At 68.2% G+C, this 22,560-nt stretch carries 25 protein-coding genes; 14 read left to right on the top strand and 11 right to left on the bottom strand.

Annotated elements, in window-relative coordinates; genetic code table 11:
- Positions 1 to 46: 46 nt before the first annotated feature.
- The 5 genes from polA to PGN14_RS02520 form a co-directional block, all read right to left on the bottom strand.
- Positions 47 to 2,803, bottom strand: coding sequence for a DNA polymerase I (gene polA, locus PGN14_RS02540; RefSeq protein WP_335297831.1), 2,757 nt, complete (start codon positions 2,801 to 2,803; stop codon positions 47 to 49).
- A 144-nt stretch (positions 2,804 to 2,947) separates the two neighbouring features.
- Positions 2,948 to 4,066 (bottom strand): serine hydrolase, encoded by a 1,119-nt coding sequence (locus PGN14_RS02535; protein ID WP_335297830.1) that lies wholly within the window; start codon positions 4,064 to 4,066, stop codon positions 2,948 to 2,950.
- Positions 4,067 to 4,226: 160 nt separating this feature from the next.
- Positions 4,227 to 5,798, bottom strand: a complete 1,572-nt coding sequence (gene nadB / locus PGN14_RS02530; protein ID WP_335297829.1) for an L-aspartate oxidase — start codon at positions 5,796 to 5,798, stop codon at positions 4,227 to 4,229.
- A gap of 58 nt (positions 5,799 to 5,856) precedes the next feature.
- The gene (locus PGN14_RS02525) at positions 5,857 to 6,018 is read right to left on the bottom strand and encodes a hypothetical protein (RefSeq protein ID WP_335297828.1); all 162 of its coding nucleotides are present in this window, start codon (positions 6,016 to 6,018) and stop codon (positions 5,857 to 5,859) included.
- The gene (locus tag PGN14_RS02520; protein WP_335297827.1) at positions 6,015 to 6,785 is read right to left on the bottom strand and encodes a hypothetical protein; all 771 of its coding nucleotides are present in this window, start codon (positions 6,783 to 6,785) and stop codon (positions 6,015 to 6,017) included. Before PGN14_RS02520 ends, PGN14_RS02525 begins: the two co-directional genes overlap by 4 nt.
- Here PGN14_RS02520 and PGN14_RS02515 point away from each other — a divergent pair.
- Entirely contained in the window at positions 6,754 to 7,080 is a 327-nt protein-coding gene (locus PGN14_RS02515; protein WP_335297826.1) for a hypothetical protein, read from the top strand. The two genes, PGN14_RS02520 and PGN14_RS02515, sit on opposite strands and share 32 nt — an antisense overlap.
- A 22-nt stretch (positions 7,081 to 7,102) precedes the next feature.
- Here the strand turns inward: PGN14_RS02515 and PGN14_RS02510 are convergent, their stop codons facing one another.
- Positions 7,103 to 8,032, bottom strand: a complete 930-nt coding sequence (locus PGN14_RS02510) for an ABC transporter ATP-binding protein (RefSeq protein WP_335297825.1) — start codon at positions 8,030 to 8,032, stop codon at positions 7,103 to 7,105.
- A gap of 88 nt (positions 8,033 to 8,120) precedes the next feature.
- Between PGN14_RS02510 and PGN14_RS02505 the strand changes: the two genes are divergently transcribed.
- Genes PGN14_RS02505 through tldD form a run of 3 tightly spaced genes read left to right on the top strand, consistent with a single transcriptional unit; the run spans position 8,121 to position 10,039 of the window.
- Positions 8,121 to 8,357, top strand: a complete 237-nt coding sequence (locus PGN14_RS02505; protein WP_335298038.1) for a zinc-finger domain-containing protein — start codon at positions 8,121 to 8,123, stop codon at positions 8,355 to 8,357.
- Positions 8,354 to 8,593 carry an HTH-like domain-containing protein gene (locus PGN14_RS02500; RefSeq protein ID WP_335297824.1) on the top strand — a complete coding sequence of 80 codons (240 nt, stop codon included), beginning with the start codon at positions 8,354 to 8,356 and terminating at the stop codon, positions 8,591 to 8,593. Before PGN14_RS02505 ends, PGN14_RS02500 begins: the two co-directional genes overlap by 4 nt.
- Before the next feature lie 27 nt (positions 8,594 to 8,620).
- Positions 8,621 to 10,039 (top strand): metalloprotease TldD, encoded by a 1,419-nt coding sequence (gene tldD / locus PGN14_RS02495; protein WP_335297823.1) that lies wholly within the window; start codon positions 8,621 to 8,623, stop codon positions 10,037 to 10,039.
- Between the two features lie 6 nt (positions 10,040 to 10,045).
- Here tldD and PGN14_RS02490 read toward each other — a convergent pair whose 3' ends face one another.
- Complete coding sequence (locus PGN14_RS02490) at positions 10,046 to 10,345, bottom strand: CcdB family protein (RefSeq protein ID WP_335297822.1); 300 nt, start codon at positions 10,343 to 10,345, stop codon at positions 10,046 to 10,048.
- A complete protein-coding gene (locus PGN14_RS02485) occupies positions 10,342 to 10,587 on the bottom strand; it encodes a type II toxin-antitoxin system CcdA family antitoxin (protein ID WP_335297821.1) in 246 nt (81 codons plus the stop codon). Before PGN14_RS02485 ends, PGN14_RS02490 begins: the two co-directional genes overlap by 4 nt.
- A 43-nt stretch (positions 10,588 to 10,630) precedes the next feature.
- Between PGN14_RS02485 and PGN14_RS02480 the strand changes: the two genes are divergently transcribed.
- From PGN14_RS02480 to PGN14_RS02465, 4 genes are all read left to right on the top strand, one after another.
- Positions 10,631 to 11,182, top strand: a complete 552-nt coding sequence (locus tag PGN14_RS02480; RefSeq protein WP_335297820.1) for a pyridoxamine 5'-phosphate oxidase family protein — start codon at positions 10,631 to 10,633, stop codon at positions 11,180 to 11,182.
- Entirely contained in the window at positions 11,182 to 11,382 is a 201-nt protein-coding gene (locus PGN14_RS02475) for a putative signal transducing protein (protein ID WP_335297819.1), read from the top strand. The genes PGN14_RS02480 and PGN14_RS02475 overlap by 1 nt, the downstream gene beginning before the upstream one ends.
- Positions 11,383 to 11,525: 143 nt before the next feature.
- Positions 11,526 to 11,864 (top strand): P-II family nitrogen regulator, encoded by a 339-nt coding sequence (locus PGN14_RS02470; RefSeq protein WP_335297818.1) that lies wholly within the window; start codon positions 11,526 to 11,528, stop codon positions 11,862 to 11,864.
- Between the two features lie 10 nt (positions 11,865 to 11,874).
- Positions 11,875 to 13,305: an ammonium transporter gene (locus PGN14_RS02465; protein WP_335297817.1), complete on the top strand. Its 1,431-nt coding sequence runs from the start codon at positions 11,875 to 11,877 to the stop codon at positions 13,303 to 13,305.
- Positions 13,306 to 13,412: 107 nt separating this feature from the next.
- On the opposite strand, the gene PGN14_RS02460 is transcribed toward PGN14_RS02465, so the two are convergent.
- Both PGN14_RS02460 and PGN14_RS02455 read right to left on the bottom strand, forming a co-directional pair.
- Positions 13,413 to 14,207: a glutaminyl-peptide cyclotransferase gene (locus tag PGN14_RS02460; RefSeq protein ID WP_335297816.1), complete on the bottom strand. Its 795-nt coding sequence runs from the start codon at positions 14,205 to 14,207 to the stop codon at positions 13,413 to 13,415.
- Between the two features lie 875 nt (positions 14,208 to 15,082).
- Complete coding sequence (locus tag PGN14_RS02455) at positions 15,083 to 15,898, bottom strand: cold-shock protein (RefSeq protein ID WP_335297815.1); 816 nt, start codon at positions 15,896 to 15,898, stop codon at positions 15,083 to 15,085.
- A 255-nt stretch (positions 15,899 to 16,153) separates the two neighbouring features.
- Between PGN14_RS02455 and PGN14_RS02450 the strand changes: the two genes are divergently transcribed.
- The 5 genes from PGN14_RS02450 to rpoN all read left to right on the top strand — a co-directional run bounded on the left by PGN14_RS02450 (position 16,154) and on the right by rpoN (position 20,336).
- Entirely contained in the window at positions 16,154 to 16,774 is a 621-nt protein-coding gene (locus tag PGN14_RS02450) for a ribonuclease D (protein WP_335297814.1), read from the top strand.
- Entirely contained in the window at positions 16,767 to 17,405 is a 639-nt protein-coding gene (gene lptC / locus PGN14_RS02445) for an LPS export ABC transporter periplasmic protein LptC (RefSeq protein ID WP_335297813.1), read from the top strand. Before PGN14_RS02450 ends, lptC begins: the two co-directional genes overlap by 8 nt.
- A 5-nt stretch (positions 17,406 to 17,410) precedes the next feature.
- Positions 17,411 to 17,959, top strand: coding sequence for an LptA/OstA family protein (locus PGN14_RS02440; protein WP_335297812.1), 549 nt, complete (start codon positions 17,411 to 17,413; stop codon positions 17,957 to 17,959).
- 99 nt (positions 17,960 to 18,058) lie between these two features.
- Positions 18,059 to 18,829 carry an LPS export ABC transporter ATP-binding protein gene (lptB, locus tag PGN14_RS02435; protein WP_335298037.1) on the top strand — a complete coding sequence of 257 codons (771 nt, stop codon included), beginning with the start codon at positions 18,059 to 18,061 and terminating at the stop codon, positions 18,827 to 18,829.
- A 28-nt stretch (positions 18,830 to 18,857) separates the two neighbouring features.
- Positions 18,858 to 20,336 (top strand): RNA polymerase factor sigma-54, encoded by a 1,479-nt coding sequence (gene rpoN, locus PGN14_RS02430; RefSeq protein ID WP_335297811.1) that lies wholly within the window; start codon positions 18,858 to 18,860, stop codon positions 20,334 to 20,336.
- A 99-nt stretch (positions 20,337 to 20,435) separates the two neighbouring features.
- On the opposite strand, the gene PGN14_RS02425 is transcribed toward rpoN, so the two are convergent.
- Positions 20,436 to 22,067 (bottom strand): S10 family peptidase, encoded by a 1,632-nt coding sequence (locus PGN14_RS02425; RefSeq protein WP_335297810.1) that lies wholly within the window; start codon positions 22,065 to 22,067, stop codon positions 20,436 to 20,438.
- Positions 22,068 to 22,131: 64 nt separating this feature from the next.
- Here PGN14_RS02425 and PGN14_RS02420 point away from each other — a divergent pair, with 64 nt between their 5' ends.
- Positions 22,132 to 22,557: a hypothetical protein gene (locus PGN14_RS02420; protein WP_335297809.1), complete on the top strand. Its 426-nt coding sequence runs from the start codon at positions 22,132 to 22,134 to the stop codon at positions 22,555 to 22,557.
- Positions 22,558 to 22,560: the final 3 nt, after the last annotated feature.

Genomic DNA, 22,560 nt, shown 5'->3' with positions numbered 1-22,560 from the left:
TTGGTCCGTCCGCCCTTCGCCAGCTGCGCGATATCGCGCTTCTCGCTCAATGCGCGGCGCCCCAGCTCTTGCCGGTGCCGATCTCCACCGCGAGCGGCACGTCGAGCGTGATCGCCGGCTCCGCCGCGGTCGCCATCACGCGCTCGATCACCGGCGTGGCTGCCGCGACGTCGCCCTCGGGCAGTTCGAAGACGAGTTCGTCGTGTACCTGCAACAGCATGCGGACATGCCCCAGCCCGGCCTCGGCCAGCGCCGGCTCCATCCGCGCCATCGCGCGCTTGATGATGTCGGCCGACGTGCCCTGGATCGGCGCGTTGATCGCGGCACGCTCCGCCCCCTGCCGTTCGTGCTGCACCTTGCTGCGGATGCGCGGGAAGTGCGTCTTGCGGCCGAACAGCGTGGTCGTGAACCCGCGTTCGCGGACGAATTGCGTGGTGGCGTGGATATAGTCGCGGATGCCCGGGAAGCGGTCGAAATAGCGGTCGATCATCGCCTGCGCCTCGTCCGCGGTGACATCCAGCCGCCCCGCCAGCCCCCAGCGACTGATGCCGTAGAGGATGGCGAAGTTGATCGTCTTCGCACGCCCGCGGGTGTCGCGATCGACCGTGCCGAACAGTTCCTGCGCGGTCATCGCGTGGATGTCGTCGCCGCGCGCGAACGCCTCCTTCAGCTGCGGCACGTCGGCCATGTGCGCGGCGAGGCGCAGCTCGATCTGCGAATAGTCCGCCGCGAGGATGACATTGCCGGCGTCCGCGACGAAGGCGTCGCGGATCTGGCGTCCCACCTCGGTGCGGATCGGGATGTTCTGAAGGTTGGGATCGGTCGACGACAGCCGCCCGGTCTGCGCGCCGGTCAGCGAATAGCTGGTATGGACGCGCCCCGTGGCGGGGTTGATCTGTTCCTGCAACGCATCGGTATAGGTGTTCTTCAGCTTGGTCAGCTGTCGCCATTCCAGCACCTGCGTCGCGATCGCCGCGCCGGGCGAATCGCGGTCGGCGGCCAGCCGCTCCAGCTCGTTGACGTCGGTCGAATAGACCCCGCTCTTGCCCTTGCGCCCGCCCTTCAGGCCCATCCGCTCGAACAGCACGTCGCCCAGTTGCTTGGGGCTGCCGATCGTGAAGGGGCCGCCGGCGAGGTCGTGGATCACCCCCTCCAGCGCCGCGATCTGGGTGGTGAATTCCTCCGACAGCTGCGCCAGCCGCTCGCGATCGACCTTGATCCCGTGCCGCTCCATCCGCGCCACCACCGCGGGCAGCGCGCGGTCGACCATCTCATAGACGCGCGTCGCGCCCTCCACCGGCAGCCGCGCGCGGAACCGCCGCCACAGCCGCAGCGTGACGTCGGCATCCTCCGCGGCGTAGCGGGTCGCCGCCTTCAGATCGACCTCGTGGAAGCCGAGCGCCTTCTTCCCCGTGCCGACCACGTCCTTGTAGGCGATGCAGCTGTGCGACAGATGCGTCGCCGCCAGTTCGTCCATGCCATGGCCGTGCAACCCGGCGTCGAGGTCGAAGCTGAGCACGATCGTGTCGTCATAGGGGGCGACGTCGACCCCCTGCCGCGCCAGCACGATCAGGTCGTATTTGAGGTTGTGCCCGATCTTGAGGACGCTCGCGTCCTCCAGCAGCGGCTTCAGCTTGGCCAACGCCACCGCCTTGTCCAGCTGCACCGGCTTCTCGGCGAACATGTCGGTGCCGCCGTGCGCCAGCGGGATATAGCAGGCGAGGTTGGGATGGAGCGCGAGCGACACGCCGACCAGATCGGCCGCCATCGGATCCTTGCCCGTCGTCTCGGTATCGATCGCGACGAAGCCCTGATGCCGCGCGACGGTGATCCAGCGGTCGAGCGCCAGTTCGTCCACTACCGTCTCATAGCCGTCGTGGTTGCAGGGTTCGTCCTCCTGCTCCGGCACGCCGACCGCCTCGGGCTGCGGCGCGTCGGCGACCTGCTCCAGCCGCGACAGCAAGGTGCGGAAGCCGTGATGCTCCAGGAAGGCGCGCAGCGGTGCGTCGGGAATGCCCTGCAACGCCAGTTCGTCGAGTGGCTGCGGCAGCGGCGCGTCGCATTTCAGCGTCACCAGCACCTTGGACAGCCGCGCCGCCTCGGCATGTTCGATCAGATTGTCGCGCAGCTTCCCCTTCTTCATCCCGTCCGCGGCGGCGAGGACGGATTCGAGGTCGCCATGTTCGCCGATCAGCTTCGCCGCGGTCTTCGGCCCGACGCCGGGAACGCCGGGGACGTTGTCGACGCTGTCGCCCATCAGCGCCAGCACGTCGCCCAATTTGTCCGGCCCGACGCCGAACTTCTCGACCACGTAATCGGGGCCGAGCGTGCGGTTGTTCATCGTGTCGAGCATGTCGACCGACGGATCGGTCATCAGCTGCATCAGGTCCTTGTCGGAGCTGACGATCGTCACCTGCCACCCCTGCGCGAGCGCGGCCTGGGTGTAGCAGGCGATGATATCGTCCGCCTCCAACCCCTCCTCCTCGATGCACGGCAGGCTGAACGCGCGCGTGGCGTCGCGGATCATCGGGAATTGCGGGACGAGATCCTCGGGCGGCGGCGGGCGGTGCGCCTTGTACTGGTCGTACAGATCGTTGCGGAACGTCTTGCTCGATTTGTCGAGGATGACCGCCATGTGCGTCGGGCCGTCCGCCTTGTGCAGCTGGTCGGCCAGCTTCCACAGCATCGCGGTATAGCCATAGACCGCGCCCACCGGCTCGCCATGCTTGTTGGTGAGCGGCGGCAAGCGGTGATAGGCCCGGAAGATATAGCCCGATCCGTCGACGAGATAGAGGTGCGGCATGGTGGGTGCCCTACCGGGATTCGGGCGATGGCGAAACCGGTTAGCTTACGCCCTTCGTCACCCCGGCCTTGAGCCGGGGTCCCGCTTATTTCACCGGCGCTGGAGAGAAGCGGGACCCCGGGTCAAGCCCGGGGTGACAATGGATCAATTCGCGTCGTCGTCCGCGCCACCGCCGCCGCGCGGCTGCGCGCCGGTCAGCGCGGCGCAGACGTTCTGGATCAGTTGCTGGCGCTCGCGCATCGGGCGGGTGGTATCGCCGATCATCACCGCGATCGCATAGCGGCGCCCGTCGGGCGCGGTCAGGATGCCGACGTCGTTGAACCCCGCATTGCGGCGACCCAGTTCCTGCCCGGTCCCGGTCTTGTGCGCCAGCGACCATCCCGCGGGTGTCGCCGCGCGCAGCCGGGCATGGCCGGTGCGCGAGGCGGTCATCGTGTCGATCAGGATGCGCGTCGATGTCTCGCTCAGCAATTCGCCGCGCGCCAGCCGCGCCAGCGCCGCGGTCATCCCCTTGGGCGTGGCGCCGTCGGGCGGATTGTCGATATAGCGCTGCATCGCGGTTTGTCGCACCGCCGGGTCCAGCCGCGCGCGTGCCGCCTCGAACCCGCGCCCCAGGCTCATCGACTGCGTCCACGTCAGCCCCGCGGTGCCGCTCTGGAGCAGCCGCTCACCGGGGCCGAAGCGGATGCCGGTGATGTCCTTGGCCGCCAGGAAGCGGCGCACCGCGGCGGGGCCGCCGACGAACTGGAGCAGCCGGTCGTTGGCGGTGTTATCGCTCTGCGTCAGCGCGCGTGTCAGCAGCCCGCCGATCGTGGTCTGATAGCCGGTGCCCTTCACCAGCGAGGCGATCGGCTGGTGGAACAGCGTCAGGTCGTCGCGCGTCACCAGCACCGGCGTGTCGAGCGTCAGTCGCCCGGCGTCGCGCTGCGAGAAGACGGTCATCGCGACCCACAATTTGCTGACGCTCTGCTGCGGCAGCGACAGGTCGCCGCCGCTCGACACCACCCAGCCCTCGTCCACCGAGCGGATCGCCGCGCCCGCCTTGCCGCCGAACGCGCGCACCAGCGCGTCGACGCGCGACTGCAACGCACGCGGCGGCATCGCCGGCTGGGTCGCGACGGGCGGCGGGGGCAAGGGCACGGAAACGAGCGGCGCGGGCGGGGGCGCGGGGATCAGTGCGGAGCCGGCCCCCGCGCCGCATCCCGCGATCAGCAGCGAAAAGGCGATGATGCCGGCGCGATGGCCGAGTGTCCTGGTGTTCATGTCGTCCGCCCCTGCATCGCCGGACCCTGTGGCGGCGCTCGTGGTGGTGACAATCCCGTGGAGTCGCCCGCTGCGACGGTTGCGCCCCTGCGCGCGACGAATGGTGACGACCTCGCCGGTCATCGCCAGGATGTTGATTCAGGCGTGGTTTGCGCAGGCGTCACGGCACCAGCACGGTATCGACCGGCGGATCCACCGCCCGTGGATAGTCGAGCGTGTAATGCAGCCCGCGGCTTTCGCGGCGGTGCAGCGCGGAGCGCACGATCAGGTCCGCGGTCTGGAGCAGATTGCGCAACTCGATCAGGTCCGGGGTGACGCGGAAATGGCCGTAATAATCCTCGATCTCGGAGCGCAGCAGGTCGATGCGATGCCGGGCACGCTCCAGCCGCTTCGTGGTGCGCACGATGCCGACGTAATTCCACATGAAGCGGCGGATCTCGGTCCAGTTCTGCTTGATGACCACTTCCTCGTCGGAATCGGTCACGCGGCTTTCGTCCCACGCACGGATCGCGGGCACCGCGGGGAGCGCGTCCCAATGGGCCGCGATGTGCCGCGCCGCCGCCTCGCCGAAGACGAAACATTCCAGCAGCGAGTTGGAGGCGAGGCGATTGGCGCCGTGCAGCCCCGATTGCGTACATTCCCCCGCCGCATACAGGCCGGGCAGATCGGTGCGCCCGTCGCGGTCCACCACCACCCCGCCGCAGGTATAATGCTGCGCCGGCACCACCGGGATCGGCGCGACCGTCATGTCGATCCCCAGCCCCAGCAGCTTCTCGTGGATGTTGGGGAAATGCGCGCGGACGAAGTCGGCGGGCTGGTGGCTGATGTCGAGATGGACATAGTCGAGGCCGTAGCGCTTGATCTCGGCATCGATCGCGCGCGCCACCACGTCGCGCGGCGCCAGCTCCAGCCGCGCGTCATATTCGGGCATGAAGCGCTTGCCGGTGACGGGGTTGATCAGCCGCCCGCCCTCGCCGCGCACCGCCTCGGTGATCAGGAAGTTCTTGACCTCCAGATGGTAGAGGCAGGTCGGGTGGAATTGCATGAATTCCATGTTGGACACGCGCGCGCCTGCGCGCCACGCCATCGCGATGCCGTCGCCGGTCGCGCCGCGCGGCGCGGTGGAGAAGAGATAGGTGCGCCCCGCCCCGCCCGTCGCCAGCACGGTGGCGCGCGCGGTGTGGAGGTTGACGCCGCCGGTGCGGCGGTCGATCGCATAGACGCCCCAGACGTTGCCCGCGCCCGAATAGCGTTCCTCGTGCCGGCTGGTGGCGAGGTCGATTGCGACCTGATCGGGCACCAGGGTGATGTTGGGATGCGCCTCCGCCGCGCGTTGCAGCGCCTCCTGCACCGCCCAGCCGGTGGCGTCGGCGACATGGACGATGCGGCGGTGCGAATGGCCGCCCTCACGCGTCAGGTGGAGTGCGCCCGCCTCCTGCGCGAAGGGCACGCCCAGCTGCTGCAACCGCTCGATCGCGGCGGGCGCGCGCTCGACCACGAATTCGACGATGGCGCGGTCGTTGAGCCCGGCGCCGGCGATCATCGTGTCCTCGACATGGTTCTCGAACGTGTCGCCCGGCTCCAGCACCGCGGCGATCCCGCCCTGCGCCCAGGCAGTCGACCCGTCGTTGAGCGCCCCCTTCGCAAGCACCGTGACCTTGAAACGATCGGCGAGGTTCAGCGCCGCGGTCAGCCCGGCGGCGCCGGACCCGATGATGAGGACGTCGGTCATGTCGGCGCCTATGTGCCACAAAACCGGCACGAAGCGAGGACGAAGAACGACGATCGGATCAGGCGCGCGTCACCATCAAGCGCCAGCCCGCGGGATCATCGCTGTCCTCGATGACGCAGGTGCTTCGCGGCACACGATCCTGGACCTGCTTCTCCTGCTCCACCTTCGCCCGGGTCCATCCATCCGCTTTTGCGCAGGTCAGGACGATCGTCTCGGTCATGGTGTCACCTTTTCCGCTGCCGTTACCGCTTCCTGCCATTCACTTCCCCCGGCGCCGGCGTCATCGGCGAGCCATCGGGTCAGATAGCCGAGCGCAATATCGGGATCGGTGTATCGGTAATTCAGTGAATCGAACCGGTCGAGCCGCTGGCGCACCACCTCGGGGGCGGAGGCAATAGAGCCGTCCATGCGGATGGCGAGGAAGGTGAGTTGCTTGCCCTTCAGCGCAACGACGCGCTTACTGACCGCGTCGCGCTGGTCGAGGCTGTCGATGAAGGCGACGCCGCGCGCTTCCACCTCGATCTCGTTCTCGGCCTTTTCGGCGGTCCTGCCGGCGTCCGTGGTGATCGCCTCGATCGTCGCCAGCAGCGAGCCGGCGGCCGCATAGCCGCGCATGTCGACGAGCGCCTGTTCCAGCGGATAGGCGTCCGCGGACAGTGTCAGTCCACGCTTGATCGGCACCAATGCCGCCAGTCGCGCGGCCTTCATGCGCGCCAGCAGCGCCGTCATCGTTTCCTGATTGAACAGCTGCCGGTCGACCGAACCCTTGCCGGCGAGCACGCCCCCGGACAAGACCGCCAGCGCCGCCTTCTCACCCGCCGTCCCGGTTACCGCGGCGAGACCGTTCAGGAAGATCACCGCTCCGTCCGCGCTCATGTTCATCAGCGCGCGATCGGATCGCACCTCTCTGACGAAGGTATAGAAGCTGTCATCATCCTTCGCGATGACTCGCCAGATGATCGAGTCGCGATACTGGCGCGGCGTCATGCCGTGGCGCGCCGTCGCATCGATCGCGCGGAAATTGTCGATGATCTGCTGTTCGCGGTCGATCGTCTCCCCCTTCTTGCCGCCACCCTTACGCGGTGAAGCATCGGCGGACGCGGGCGGCGGCGGCAGCTCCAGCCGCGCCGAGCGATCGGTGAAGGTGTTCGATTTGCACCCTGTCAGCAGCACAAACGGCGCAATCAGCGCCAAGGACCATGTCCGCATCGTTCCGCCCCCCGGTGCAACCGCCACCGATTGTGCCGCGCCGGCCCGGCAGAACAATACGCCGTTCGAATGATCGCGTCCGTTTCGGTACTATCTCACCCGCTGCTCGCCGCGCCGCGCGTCAGGCTGAGGAACACGTCCTCCAGGTCCGCCTCCTTGGTCGAGACGTCGACGATGCCCAGCCCGCTCGCCTGCACCGCACCCAGCACCTCGCCCGCGTTCACCCGGTCCTTGGAATAGGTGATCTCCAGCGTGCGCGTGCCCTTCAGCACCACCTTGTCGAAGCAGATCGCGCGCGGCGGCGTCTCCACGTCGCGATCGACGGTGACCGCGACCACCTTCTCCTGCGCCTTGCCGAGCAGCTCGCGCGTGGGTTCGTTGGCGACGACGCGGCCGTGGTTGATGATCGCGATGCGATCGCACAGCTCCTCCGCCTCCTCCAGATAATGCGTCGTCAGCACCACCGTGACGCCGGCGTCGTTGAGGCTGCGGACATAGCTCCAGAGTTGCTGGCGCAGCTCGATATCGACGCCCGCGGTCGGCTCGTCCAGCACCAGCACGGGCGGCGAATGCACCATCGCCTTGGCCACCATCAGCCGCCGCTTCATGCCGCCGGACAGCGTGCGCGCATAGGCCTTCGCCTTGTCCTCCAGATGCACCGCGCGCAGCAGTTCCATCGAGCGCCGCTGCGCCTTGGGCACGCCGTACAGGCCGGCCTGGATCTCCAGCGTCTCGATCGGCGTGAAGAAGGGATCGAACAGGATCTCCTGATTGACGATCCCGATCGACGCCTTGGCGTTCCGCGGATGCTCATCGATGTCGAAGCCCCAGATCGCGGCGCTGCCGCTGGTCTTGTTCACCAGCCCCGCCAGGATGTTGATCAGCGTCGACTTGCCCGCGCCATTGGGGCCGAGCAACCCGAAGATGCTGCCGCGGGGCACGTCGAACGACACGCCGTCGAGCGCGCGCTTGCCCCCCTGATAGGTCTTGCACAGGTCGTGGATGGCGATCGCGGCGTCGGTCATGCCGCCCGACGTAGGCCGCTGTCGGTATGATGCCAATCCTCTCGCGAAAGGATTGTCGCGTGCGGCTGCTCTTGCTAATCGCGTGGCCATGCTGCCGCCGCCCGAAGTCATCCGCGTCTCGCAACCCCGCGTCGCCTGCGACGGCGCGACCGATATTCCCGGCGGCGCCGCGCTGGGGCATCCGCGCGTCTGGCTCCAGATCGACGAACATGGCTATGTCGACTGCGGCTATTGCGATCGCCGCTTCGTGCTGATCGGCGGCCCCGCCGACGGCGTCGACCCATCCACGCTGCCGGACATTTCCGAGGGCGCGAGCCCACAATGAGCGGTTCCGCTGTCGACGAGCTCGCTCGGCAGCTGCGTGCGGACTACGATGCCGCTCCGCGGGGGCGTCAGGCCGCTTCCATTCATCTATTTGGCATCCGTCATGCTCAGGCATTACGCGGTGTGAGCAAGAGCGCCGTCGCGGAACGAGCGGGCCTGCCGAAATCGTATGGCACAGAAATCAACAAGGGCGTTCAGCTCTCCGAATACGTGGCGATTACCAAGCCGCTGGTCTGATCGACAACCGCGCCTATATTCAGGCGCATGACCGATCCCCGCTCCTTCCTCTATCGCGACACGCTGAACCCCGAGGCGGCGCAGCAGCTGACCGCCGCCGTGCTGGCCAAGGCCGATGACGGCGAGCTGTTCCTGCAATATCGCAAGGCGGAGGCGTTCGGGTTCGACGACGGGCGGCTGAAGACCGCCAGCTACGACACCAATGCCGGCTTCGGCCTGCGCGCCGTGTCGGGCGAGATGACCGCCTTCGCGCATGCCAACGAACTGTCGGAGGCCGCGATCCGCCGCGCGGGCGAGACGATGGCGCTGATCGATCCCTCGTCACAGCCGAAGGCGGCGGCCCCGCTGCGCACCAATGCGCGGCTCTATACCGATGCCGATCCGCTCGATCTGGTGCCGTTCGCCGACAAGGTAAACCTGTGCCAGACGATCGACGCCGCCGCCCGCGCGCGCGATCCGCGCGTGGCGCAGGTGTCGGTGGGCTTGTCGGGGACGTGGAGCGTGGTCGAGGTGGTGCGCCCCGACGGCTTCGTCGTCACCGACGTGCGCCCGCTGGTGCGGCTCAACATCTCGATCGTCGCGGAGGCGAACGGACGACGCGAAACCGGCTCGTTCGGGATCGGCGGCCGCTATCTCTACGACCGGCTGTTCGACCCGGCGACCTGGAACCGCGGCGTGGACGAGGCGCTGGCGCAGGCGTTGGTCAACCTGGACGCGGTCGATGCGCCGGCTGGCGAGATGACCGTGCTGCTGGGGCCGGGCTGGCCCGGCGTGCTGCTGCACGAGGCGATCGGCCACGGACTGGAGGGCGATTTCAACCGCAAGGGGACATCGGCCTTCTCCGGCCGGATCGGCGAGCAGGTCGCGGCGCGCGGCGTCACCGTGGTGGACGACGGCGCGATCGCGGACCGGCGCGGCAGCCTGACGATCGACGACGAGGGCACGCCCACGCGCGAGACGATCCTGATCGAGGACGGCTTCCTCAGGGGCTATATGCAGGACCGGCTCAACGCGCGGCTGATGGGGGTCGAGCCGACCGGCAACGGCCGCCGCGAAAGCTATGCGCACGCCCCCATGCCGCGGATGACCAACACCTTCATGAAGGCCGGGCAGGACGATCCCGCCGAGTTGCTGTCGCGGGTGAAGAAGGGCATCTTCGCCAAGTCGTTCGGCGGCGGGCAGGTCGATATCGTCTCGGGCAAGTTCGTCTTCTCCTGCACCGAGGCCTATCTGGTCGAGGACGGGAAGATCGGCGCGCCGATCAAGGGCGCGACGCTGATCGGCGACGGCCCCAGCGTGCTGACCAAGGTGCAGGGCGTCGGCAACGACTTCGCGCTGGACGAAGGCATCGGCGTCTGCGGCAAGGGCGGGCAGAGCGTGCCCGCGGGCGTGGGCCAGCCGACGCTGCTGGTCGGCGGGCTGACGGTGGGGGGCACGGCGGCTTAGGCCGGCTCAGAAGCCGTTGATGAGGAAGTCCAAAGCCCCCTTGATCGCCCATTCCTCGTCGGCGAGCGAGGCAACGGGGACGGTCAGGGCTTTTGCATCGACCGTGGTCACGAAATGGGTAGCCAGAACCACGGGCTTACCGTCAATGCTGAGCTTAGGGTTCAGGCGTGATACGGCGGGCGTCGCTTCCTCCATGGCGATCAAGGGGATGACAAGGCGCGTCGCATGCACGGAGGCGAGAGGAGATTGAACGTCTACGACAAGAGTCCGATCGGATAGGCGATAGACGTCGAATTGCGCCCTCACCACGCCTTGTACTGCTCCAGGGGGTGACCATTCTCTTCATACCAACGGTTCCACGCCTCGATCTTCGGCGCGTTCTCCTCTCGCCAACGCCGCTCTTGCTCCACCTTGGTGGCGCGGCGAATCGCGTCCTCGCTGATCTGCGAAAGATTTAGTCCGACCGCACGCGCCGCGGCGACAATGCCGGTATCAATCGACAAATTGACCGACTTTCGCTTGCCGGACGTGATCGGTTCGTGCTTCATGCGTTCATGTTATGCGCATCACCCATGCGCGTCAACGGAGCGCATGATGGAGTTCTTCCCCGCCCTCACTCCCGACCACCGCGCCTTCATCGCGAAGCAGCCGGTGTTCTTCGTCGCCACCGCGGCGGACGGGGCGCGGATCAACCTCAGCCCCAAGGGCATGGACAGTTTCCGCGTGCTGGGCGACGCGACGGTCGCCTATCTCGACGTTGCCGGCTCGGGGAACGAGACCAACGCGCACCTGCTCGCCGACGGGCGTATCACGATCATGTTCTGCGCCTTCGACAATCCGGCGCTGATCTTCCGCATCTATGGCCGCGGGCGGCCGGTGCTGCCGCAGGATGCGGAATGGGCGACGCTGGCGCCGCAGTTCACGCTGCTGCCGGGTACGCGCCAGATCTTCGTCGTCGCGATCGATCAGGTGCAGACGTCGTGCGGCTGGGGCGTGCCCCATATGACCTTCGACCGCGAGCGCGAGACACTGTCGAAATATCATGAGAAGCATGGCGATGCGGAGCGCTTCGCCAAATATGCGCGGCGCACGCACAGCATCGACGGGCTGCCGGTGCGCAACCCGACCGTGCCGGTCGCCTGATGGCGCTGGTCGAACTCGGCCGGTACGACCGCAACCTCGCCAATATCCTGGTGGCGCGGCTGGAGGCGGACGGCGTGCCCGCGCTGGCGTTCGATGGCGGCGCGTCGATCGCGGATGGCAGCTGGCTGCTGATCCCCGTCCGCGTGATGGTGGACGAGGACGATCTCGACATCGCACAGGCGATCGTCGCCGGTGCCTGAAAAACAGGCAGTGTCGCCGCGCTGCACAATTTTTACCTTGCGTTAGGAATTCCGCGACGGGACGGGGCGCATTCTCCCGCGGGTAAATGCATTTGGCACGGCCTTTGCGAAGGCTCCTTCCGGGTCATTCGGAAGGGGGCGCGATGAAACTGGTCATTGCCATCATCAAACCGTTCAAGCTCGACGAGGTGCGCGAGGCGCTGACCACCGTCGGCGTGGCGGGGATGACGGTGTCGGAGGTGAAGGGCTTCGGTCGCCAGAAGGGGCAGACCGAAATCTACCGTGGCGCCGAATACAGCACCAACATGGTGCCCAAGATCAAGATCGAGGTCGTCTGCGCCAGCGACGTGGCGGACCGCGTGGTGGAGGCGGTGCAGGCTGCGGCCAACACCGGCGCGATCGGCGACGGCAAGATCTTCGTCCTCGACGTCGGACAGGCGGTGCGCATCCGCACCGGCGAAACCGACGATACCGCACTCTGAGGGGGGTGAGATGATGAAGCTGACGAAACTGGCTGGCACCGGCGCGGGGGTCGCGCTCGCGGCGCTCTCCGCCGCCCCCGCCTGGGCGCAGGCGGCCGCGGCCGCGGGGCCGATCAAGGCGCCCGGCGCCGCCGCGATGGCGGGCATGATGAACAAGGGCGACACCAGCTGGATGCTGGTCTCCGCCGCCCTGGTGCTGATGATGTCGATCCCCGGCCTCGCGCTGTTCTACGGCGGGCTGGTGCGGACCAAGAACATGCTCAGCGTGCTGATGCAGGTGTTCATGATCGTCTCGGTCGCCAGCCTGGTCTGGGTCTGCTGGGGCTACAGCCTGGCGTTCACCAGCGGCAATCCGTTCATCGGCGGGCTGTCGAAGGCGTTCCTGATGGGGGTCGACGGCACCACCATGGCCGCCACCTTCTCGAACAACGTCTATATCCCCGAATATGCGTTCATCTGCTTCCAGATGACCTTCGCGTGCATCACGCCCGCGCTGATCGTGGGCGCGTTCGCGGAGCGGGTGAAGTTCACGCCGCTGATCGTGTTCGTCGTGATCTGGCTGACCGTCGTCTATTTCCCGATGGCGCACATGGTGTGGTACTGGGCCGGCCCGGACTTCCTGGCCGACGCGCCGACCGACAGCGGGCTGCTGTGGGGCTGGGGCGCGCTCGACTTCGCGGGCGGCACCGTCGTCCACATCAACGCCGGCATCGCCGGTCTGGTCGGCTGCCTCATCATCGGCAAGCGCAACGGCTACAAGTCGGAGCCGATGCCGCCGCACTCGCTGACCATGACAATGATCGGCGCCTCGCTGCTGTGGGTGGGCTGGTTCGGGTTCAACGCCGGGTCCAACCTGGAGGCCAATGGCGTCGCCGGCGTCGCCTTCATCAACACCTTCGTCGCCACCGCCGCGGCCGCGGTGTCCTGGGCGGTGATCGAGCAGATCGTCCACAAGAAGCCGTCGCTGCTGGGCGGAGTGTCGGGGGCGGTCGCCGGCCTCGTCGCGATCACCCCGGCGGCCGGCTATGCCGCGCCGATGACCTCGATCGTGCTGGGCCTCGTCGTTTCGGGCGTGTGCTTCTTCTTCGTCACCACGGTGAAGAACAAGCTGGGCTATGACGACACGCTCGACGTGTTCGGCATCCACTGCGTCGGCGGGATCGTGGGCGCGATCGCCACCGGGATCGTCGCGGACCCGGCGCTGGGTGGCCAGGGCATCTTCGACTATACGGTCTTCCCGTCGGTCGTCGGCAAGTACGACATGGCCGCGCAGGTCCTCACGCAGATCAAGGCGGTGCTGCTGACGCTGGCGCTGTCGGGCGGCGTCTCCGCGATCCTGTTCGCCGGCATCAAGATGACGATGGGGCTGCGCCCGTCCGCCGAGGTCGAGGCCGAGGGCCTGGACATCAACGAGCACGGCGAGCGCGCCTACAATTATTGACGAGATCGCACCGGCGGGCGCGCTGCCCGCCGGTGCCCCACAGGTTCCTCCTGCGAACGAACTCTGGCCCGGTACGGCAACGTACCGGGTCTTTTTTGTCCGCGACGTCAGGAGGGCAGGCGGATCTCGAACAGCATGGGCCAGCGCTTGCCGGTGACGAACAGCCGGCGCTTCGCCGCATCCCAGGCGATGCCGTTGGCGACCGACTCGCTGTCGCGCACCCCCGTCTCCGCCAGGATCGCGCGCAGGTCGATCACCGCGGTCACCCGGCCGCTGGCGGGATCGATCCGCACGACGAACGGCTGGTGCCACACATTGGCCAGGATCGCGCCATCGACCACCTCCAGCTCGTTGAGCTGGGTCAGCGGGCGCCCGGCGATGGTGACGCGCAGCGTGCGGCGCACCGCCATCGTCGCCGGATCGTGGAAGGTCAGCGTGGCGCTGCCGTCCGACCGGACGAAGCCGGCGGCATCGCTCGCCAGCCCCCAGCCCTCGCCCTGGTAGCGCAGCGTGCCGCGCGGCTTCAGCGTGCGCGCGTCCCAGCGGTGCGCGATGCCGTCATGCCAGGTGAGGCTGACCAGCTCCCCGCGCCACGCCGCGACCCCCTCGCCGAACTGCGCCGCGGGAATGACGGCGCGGCGTCGGACCCTGCCGGTGGCGAGGTCGACGCGTCGGACATCCGACCGGCCCTCCAGCCCGACGCTTTCGACCAGCGCGTCGCGATCCCACAACAGCCCCTCGGTAAAGGCCTGCGCGTCATGCGGGTAGCGCGCGACGATCGTGGGCACGACCAGCGGCGGACGCTCGGCGGGCGCGTCTGCGACCGGGGCGGGAGCGGCCTGCGGCACCGCCGCGACCGGGCCGGCGATGGCCAGCAGCGGGAGGATCGACCAGCGGATCATGCGCGCCGGGGTACGCGCGGCGGCAGCAGGGGGCAAGCGAGGGCGTGGTGGTGGGTCGATGGGAGGGGGCGGTGGTTGAGGGAGCTTGTTGTTTGGGATGAGGGGTGCCGCCGCCCGGTCGAAGGGGCGTCATAGGCCGGGCGAAGGCGGCGGTGGGCTCGATATCCTCGGACGCCATGCCGGTTCGCGGAAAGCCGGCCGTGATGACAGTGTGGCGGATTGCAAGCGCCGGGATCGTCGGCGCTCCGTGCTTGGTCTGCGCCTGTCGGGTAGGTTCATCGCTCGTTCTCCGGCGGACGCCGGGGTCCCGTAACGGCCGGCTCGTAAGATGCGGAAAAGCGGTCGCGACTGGACCCCGGCCTTCGCCGGGGAACAAAGGAATTGAGACCTTGGCAAAGGTCTCGGACACGTCCGGGGGACGGCCTCGTTGAGGCGCGCGTTCGCAAGGATGGCGGGACGTTGCACCAGACACGTGTGCTCCGGCGAAGGCGGAGCCGGGGTCAGGCAAAATCACGTTTGACGCGACCGATGACCCTGGACTCCTGCCTGCGCAGGAGCACGGTGGAGGCTGTTGCACGGTCCGGCTGCGCCGCGTGCCGGATCCCGACATGATGCCGGATCGCGCTCCTTGTCTGGCCGAACGAGCGGGACCCCGGCTCAAGGCCGGGGTGACGGTTGAGGTGTGGGTTTCGGTGGACGACCGTGTCGGAACGTCGCCGCGCTTACGAAGTGGGCGAAACGGCGAATGTGGTCGACGTTCGTGACACTCAAACCCTGCGACCGCCGCGCACATCGCCGCGCCCCGGTCGTCCAAACGGAAACGGCCCGCCCGGCTGATGCCGGGCGGGCCGCTGTTCCGGGGATCGGCGAACCGATCAGCCCTGGTTCGCTTCCAGGTTCACCGCGGCGTACTTGCCACGACGATCGACCTCGATCTCGAAGCTCAGGCGATCGCCCTCGTTCAGCGTCGGCATGCCGGCGCGCTCCACGGCCGAGATGTGGACGAACGCGTCGGGCTGGCCATCGTCGCGCTGGATGAAGCCGAAGCCCTTCATCGCGTTGAAGAACTTGACGGTGCCCGTCGCCTTCTCGCCGGTCAGCTGGCGCTGCGGCCCGCCACGCGGCGCACCGCCGTCACGACCGCCACCGAAGCCGGCGTCGCGCGGCGCGCGCTCCTGCACCGGCATCGGCTCGCCCTCGATCTTCAGATCGGTGGCCGAGATGCGACCGCCGCGATCGACCAGCGTGAAGCCGAGCGGCTGACCCTCGGCCAGACCGGTCAGGCCGGCCTGCTCGACCGCGGAGATATGGACGAACACGTCCTCGCCGCCGTCATCGCGGACCACGAAGCCGAAGCCCTTTTGCGCGTTGAAGAACTTGACCACGCCGGTCCCCTCGCCGACGACCTGCGGGGGCATGCCACCGCCACGACCACCGCCGAAGCCGCCACCGCCGCCGCCACGGAAACCACCGCCGCCGCCGCCGAAACCGCCGCCACCATAGCCGCCGCCACCGCCGCCGAAGCCGCGGCCACCACCGCCGCCGCCGAAGCCGCCACGATCCTCATAGCTGAACCCACCGCCGCCGAAGCCGCCGCCGCCACCGAAATCGTCACTGCCGCCACCGAAGCTGTCGCGCTTGTCGCGTCCGCGTCCGCCGCGGTTTCCGCGGCCGCCCTTGTCGTAACTCATAACCCTGTTCGTCTTCCCGGTCCGTCCGACACTCTCATCAGGGCCACGCGCAGGACGGCGAACGCAGCTCCCCGGACGCAGATCCTGTTGCGCCTCGATACACTGCATAGCCTATCCGATCCCCCATCGCGAATCGTTTTGCGCATCTTTTCATGTCCTCGACCTTGATATGGCCGCAATCGTCGCGCGCCGGCCACGGTCCATCGCCGCAACGCGAGCGTTGAGCGATCCGCCGGGGGGCGCTAAGGCGCGGTCATGACCGTTCATTTCCATGAGGAAGACCTGCCCGGCGACGTGTTCGCCCCCGGCGCCGCGATCGCGGTGGATACCGAGACGATGGGCCTCATCACCCCGCGCGACCGGCTGTGCGTGGTCCAGCTGTCCGATGGGCTGGGCGACGAGCATCTGGTGCGCTTCTCGCCGGGCAGCGACTATGCCGCCCCCAACCTGCGCGCGGTACTGACCGATCCGGCGCGGCTGAAGCTGTATCATTTCGGCCGTTTCGATATCGCGGCGCTGCGCCATTACCTCGGCATCGTCGCGGCGCCGGTCTACTGCACCAAGATCGCGTCGCGGCTGGTGCGCACCTATACCGATCGCCACGGCCTGAAGGAGCTGGTGCGCGAACTGCTGGGGCAGGACATCTCGAAGCAGCAGCAATCGTCCGACTGGGGTGGGCCGGAGCTGTCGGAGGCGCAGCGCGACTATGCGGCGTCGGACGTGCGCTTCCTCCACCGGTTGAAGGACGAACTCGACCGCCGGCTGGCGCGCGAGGGGCGCACCGCGCTGGCGCAGGCGTGTTTCGACTTCCTGCCCGCGCGCGCCGAGCTGGACCTCGCCGGCTGGCCGGAGACGGACATCTTCGCGCATGTCTGATCTGGCGGTCCGTGCCGTCTCCGACCGGCAGCGCTGGGCGCTGCCGGGCAGCCGGCACGACCGCATCATCGCCACCGCCAACTGGGTGCTGCCGGTGTCGATCGGGGTGCTCGCCGCTTTCCTGGTGATGGCGCCGCTGACGATGGCGGGCGACAGCTCGTTCATCCTCGACAAGAACCGCGTCGAGGTGGCGAAAGAGCGCCTGAAGCTGCAACAGGCGCGCTATCGCGGGACCGACGGCAAGGGGCAGCCCTTCTCGCTCACCGCCGGCTCCGCGGTGCAGCGCAGCTCCGCCGAGCCGATCGTGCGGATCCAGGACCTGGCGGCGCAGATCCGGCTGTCTGACGGCCCCGCCGCGGTCACCGCGCCGTCGGGCCGGTACGACATGGACAGCGAGCAGGTGAAGGTGGACGGGCCGATTCGCGTCGACGGCCCCAACGGCTATACGCTCGACACCCATGACGCGGTCGTCGACCTGAAGTCGCGCCAGCTGCAATCGACCGGCGCGGTCGCGGGCACCGTGCGGCAGGGCCGGTTCAGCGGCAACCGGATGCGCGCGGACCTGGAATCGCGCACCGTCACGCTGGATGGCAATGCCCGCTTGCGGTTCGATCCGCGAGCAACGAAATAGCCGCGATGCGAACCGCCGCCCTCCCCCTCCTCGCCGCCGCTGCCCTGTTCGTCGCGCCCGGCGCGGACGCGCAGACGCGGCACGATACCAACGCCCCGATCGATTTCGGCGCGGACCATATCGAGTTGCAGGATCGCGCCAATCGCGCGGTGCTGGCGGGCAATGTCGCGGTGAAGCAGGCGGAGATGACGCTGAACGCCGCGCGGATGACGGTGAGCTATACCGGACAGGTGCTGAACGGGAACCCGCAGGTGTCGCGGCTCGACGCGTCGGGCGGGGTGACGGTGCGCCGCCCGGACCAGACCGCGCGCAGCCAGTTCGCGATCTACGACCTCAACCGCCGTGTCATCACGATGCTGGGCGCGGTGAAGCTGGACCAGGGCGCCAATACCGTCAACGGCGGGCGGCTGACGATCAACCTCGACACCGGGCGCGCGGTGATCGACGGCTCCTCCGTCGCGGGCGGGGCCGGCAGCGGCAGCGGCGGCACGGTGACCCAGGCGCCGGGTGGCCGCGTCACGGGCACCTTCTCCGTTCCCCGTCGCGCCAACTGAGCTTGCCTCCGCCGCGGCGGCCATGCATGAATCCTGCCAACCGGGCATCGTTCACCATTCGATAACCCTGTTCTGCGAGGCGTGACGTTGATGGACACGATGACCACCCCGCTCGATCGCGTCGAGCCGATCCACGAAGCGCCGGTGTCGAGCGGGCTGTCGGTGGTGTCGATCGCCAAGAGCTATGACAAGCGCGTGGTGCTGACCGACGTATCCGTCTCGGTGGGGCCAGGCGAGGTCATCGGCCTGCTGGGGCCGAACGGCGCGGGCAAGACGACGTGCTTCTATTCCGTGATGGGGCTGGTGAAGCCCGATTCGGGGCGCATCATGCTGGACGGCGCGGATATCACCGGGCTGCCGATGTACCGGCGCGCGATCCTGGGGCTGGGTTACCTGCCGCAGGAGACGTCGATCTTCCGTGGCCTGACGATCGAGAAGAACATCCTGACCGTGCTCGAACTGGCGGAGAAGGATCCCGCGGTGCGCGCGCAGAAGCTGGAGACGTTGCTCGACGATTTCGGGCTGACCCGGCTGCGCGACGCGCCGGCGATGGCGCTGTCGGGGGGCGAGCGGCGCCGCGCGGAGATCGCGCGCGCGCTGGCGGCGGACCCGTCGATCATGCTGCTCGACGAGCCGTTCGCGGGCATCGACCCGATTTCCATCGCCGACATCCGCGACCTGGTATGCCAGTTGAAGGAGCGCGGCATCGGCGTGCTCATCACCGACCATAACGTGCGGGAAACCCTGGATATCGTCGACCGGGCGTATATCATCTACGACGGCAAGGTGCTGTTCACCGGCAGCCCGGAAGAGCTGGTGGCGGACGAAAATGTGCGCCGGCTTTACCTGGGCGAGGGCTTTACGCTGTAGCGGCCATGACGATCCGCGATTTTCACCGATGAGTCTCGCTCCGCGCCTCGACCTGCGCCAGTCACAGTCGCTGGTGATGACGCCGCAGCTGCAGCAGGCGATCAAGCTGCTGGCGCTGTCCAATCTGGAGATCGAGGGCGTCATTGCGGAGGAGATCGAGCGCAACCCGCTGCTCGACGCCACCGCCGCGCCGGACGAGGGCAATGCCGCGCCGGCGGCGGAAGCGCCCGCGCGCGACGAGCCCGCGGGGGCGGACGAGCTGGTGATGGCGGGCGAGGCGACGGGCGAGGCGCTGGACGTCGATATCGCCGCGGAGCGGTTCGACGACGGCCCGGGCGACCATGCCGGGCCGTCGAGCGGCAACACCGCCTCGCTGTCGTCGGGCGAGGCACCCGATCTCGACGCCTTTGCCGACACCGGCGAGAGCCTGGCCGATGTGCTGCTGGCGCAGGCCGGGGCGACGTTCGACGACGCCGATCTGTTCGTCGCGCGCGCGCTGATCGACCAGATCGACGAGGCCGGCTATCTGCGCGCCGACCTGCTCGACATCGCGCAGCGGCTGGGCGTGCCGCTGGCGCGGGTCGAGGCGGTGCTGGCAGGGATCCAGCGGTTCGAGCCGACGGGGGTCGGCGCGCGCTCGCTCGCCGAATGCCTCGCGATCCAGGCGCGCGAGGCGGACCGCTACGATCCGTGCGTCGCGGCGCTGCTCGATCACCTCGACCTGCTCGCGCGCGGCGACCTGCCGCGGCTCAAGCGCATCTGCCGCTGCGACGACGAGGATATGGCGGACATGATCCGCGAATTGCGCGGCTACGATCCCAAGCCCGGCTGCCGCTATGGCGGGGAAGCGCCGCCGCCGGTGATCCCCGACCTGACCGTGACGCGCGCGCGCGTCGGTTCCGGGGGGGGCTGGGCGATCGAACTGAACGCCGCGACGCTGCCGCGCGTGCTGGTCAACAAGAGCTATTACCACGAATTGTCGTCGGGTCCGCAGGACAAGGCGGGCAAGGCGTGGCTGGCGGAGAAACTGGCGAGCGCCAATTGGCTGGTGAAGGCGCTCGACCAGCGCCAGCGCACGATCATCCGCGTCGCGACCGAGATCGTGAAGCAGCAGGAGGCGTTCTTCCTCCACGGCGTCGCGCACCTGCGCCCGCTGACGCTGCGCCAGGTCGCGGATGCGATCGAGATGCACGAATCGACGGTCAGCCGGGTGACGAGCAACAAATATCTCAGCTGCGCGCGCGGACTGTTCGAGCTGAAATATTTCTTCACCTCCGCGATCCAGGCGGCGGACGGCGGCGATGCGGTGTCGGCGGAGGCGGTGAAGAGCGCGATCCGTGCGCTGATCGCGGGCGAAGGCGCGGCGATCCTGTCCGACGACACGCTGGTGGAGATGCTCAACGCCAAGGGCTTCGGCATCGCGCGGCGCACGGTGGCGAAATATCGCGAGGCGATGGGGATCGGCAGCTCCGTCCAGCGCCGCCGCGCGCGGGCACTGGCGGGCTGAACCCATCGTCACCCCGGGCTTGACCCGGGGTCGCGCTTACTCACCCACGTCGCAGAAGAAGCGGGACCCCGGATCAAGTCCGGGGTAACGTGAAGGTGATCAATTCGGCCCGCTCACCGGCCCCTCGCTCGCCGCGACGCTGGGCGTCACCGGCGGGGTGCCCGAGCGGGCCACCGCCACCGCGCGGTCGTACCAGTCGGACAGGTCGCGCTTCATCGTCACCAGCGCCTCCGGGTTGAGATAGATCATGTGCCCGCCGGGGTAATAAGCGAAGCGCAGGTTGGGGCGCTGCGACGGCTCCAGCATCATGTGCCCCAGATCGTTTTCGGTGCCGAAGAACGGCGTCGCCATGTCATACCAGCCGTTCATCGACAACACCTGGAGATACGGATTGGCGCGCATCGCGGCGGCGAGGTCGATCGCGGTGTTGGGATTGTTCTGCTGGCCGCCGCGGTTGGGGGCGTCATGCTTCCAATTCCACGTCCAGCCCGGCGCATCGCGCGCCGACAGCCGGTACGGCATCTCGGTCGCATAGCCGAGCCGGTGGGTCAGATAATCCTGGAAGCTGCCGATGAACGCCCCGCTGATCGCGTCGGACGACACGTCGGTCTCCGGCCGCTCGCCCGCGGCATCCGCATCGGTGCCCATGTAGCGCGAATCGAACCGCCCGACGACGCGGCGCTGGTCGCGCAGCAGCTCCTTCTGGAAGCGGGCGAGGTCGACACGCAGATTGGCGCGCTTGATGAAATCGGCCGACAGCCCGGTCAGCTCGCTCATCCGCTGCGCCACCTGATCGCGCTCGGCCGCGGAAATGTCCTGCCCCTTCGCCAGCGCGGACATGTACGCGCCGGTCGCGAACTCGCGCGCCTGCTGCACCGCGGTGGCGACATCGGCGGGGCGGTTGGGCAGCCGGTTGTGGTACCAGGCGGTCGCCGCATAGCTGGGCAGATAATTGATATAGACCTGGTCCAGCCCCGGCTGGCGATAGCCGTAGTTCATGATCGAGCTGAACAGCACGACGCCGTTGAGCGCCATGCCGCGATCCTGCAACTGATACGCCAGCGCGCCGGAGCGCAGCGTGCCATAGCTTTCGCCGAACAGGAACTTCGGGCTGTTCCACCGCCCGAACTTGGTCGCGTAGCGCAGGATCGCCTTGGCGAAGGCGTCGGCATCCTCGTCCACGCCATAGAAAGCGGACGGCTTCATGTCGCCGAGCGGACGCGAATAGCCCGCGCCGATCGCGTCGAGGAAGACCATGTCGGTCTTGTCGAGCAGCGTGTACGGATTGGGCGCGACGTCATAGGGCGCCGGGCGGATGAACTCCGGATTGCCGGTCTGGAGCCGCACCGGCGCGAACGATCCCATGTGGAGCCAGAAGCTGGGGCTGCCCGGCCCGCCATTGTAGAAGAAGGTGACGGGGCGTTTGGTCCCCGGCTTCGTCCCGTCCAGCGTATAGGCGGTGTAGAACATCGACGCGGTCGGCTTCCCCTCCAGATCGCGCAGCGTCAGCGTGCCGGCGGTGGCGGTGTACGGCAGGCGCTTGCCCGCGACCGTCACGCTACCCTTCGACCGTTCCTCGCGCTCCTCGATCGGGGCATTGGCATAGCCGGCCTCGACCGCGTCGCGCTGTGCCTCGGCATTGGTCTTCGATGGCCTGGGCGACTTGTCCTGCGCCACCGCGAGCGAGGACGTGGCCAGCAGCAGGCCGGCGGCGAGGCCCGAACGCATCATTTGTTCCCTTTCGATCATCGACATAGCCGGCTCATCGGGCACTGCGGGCGCCGCCGTCAATGTCATGTTCATCCTGTTGCGGCATCGTAACGGGATGGAGGGCACCTTCCACTTCCGGGTCGATGCGACGCGCAACCTGATCGTCACGACGATCACGGGCTTCTTCGACGACGACGTGTTCACACGCTATCTCGCCGCGCGCGCGGCCGCATTCCGCGAATTGCGCTGCGGCCCGAACGAGCATCTGTCGCTGTCGGACCTGCGCGGGATGCACATCCAGTCGCAGGAGATCGTCGGGCATTTCGCCGCGATGCTGGCGCAACCCACCTATCAGTCGAAGCGGCTGGGCCTCGTCATCGGATCGTCGCTGGCGCGGATGCAGCTGAGCCGCGCGCTGGGCGGACGCGCCGGCGGCAATGCGCAGCTGTTCCTCGATTATGACGAGGCGGAGCATTGGGTGCTGACGGGGGAGATGCCCGCCGCGGCGTAGCGG

Source organism: Sphingomonas adhaesiva (assembly GCF_036946305.1).
In the GTDB taxonomy this organism is placed as follows: Bacteria; Pseudomonadota; Alphaproteobacteria; order Sphingomonadales; family Sphingomonadaceae; genus Sphingomonas; species Sphingomonas adhaesiva_B.
This window is presented reverse-complemented; position numbering and strand designations above follow the sequence as displayed.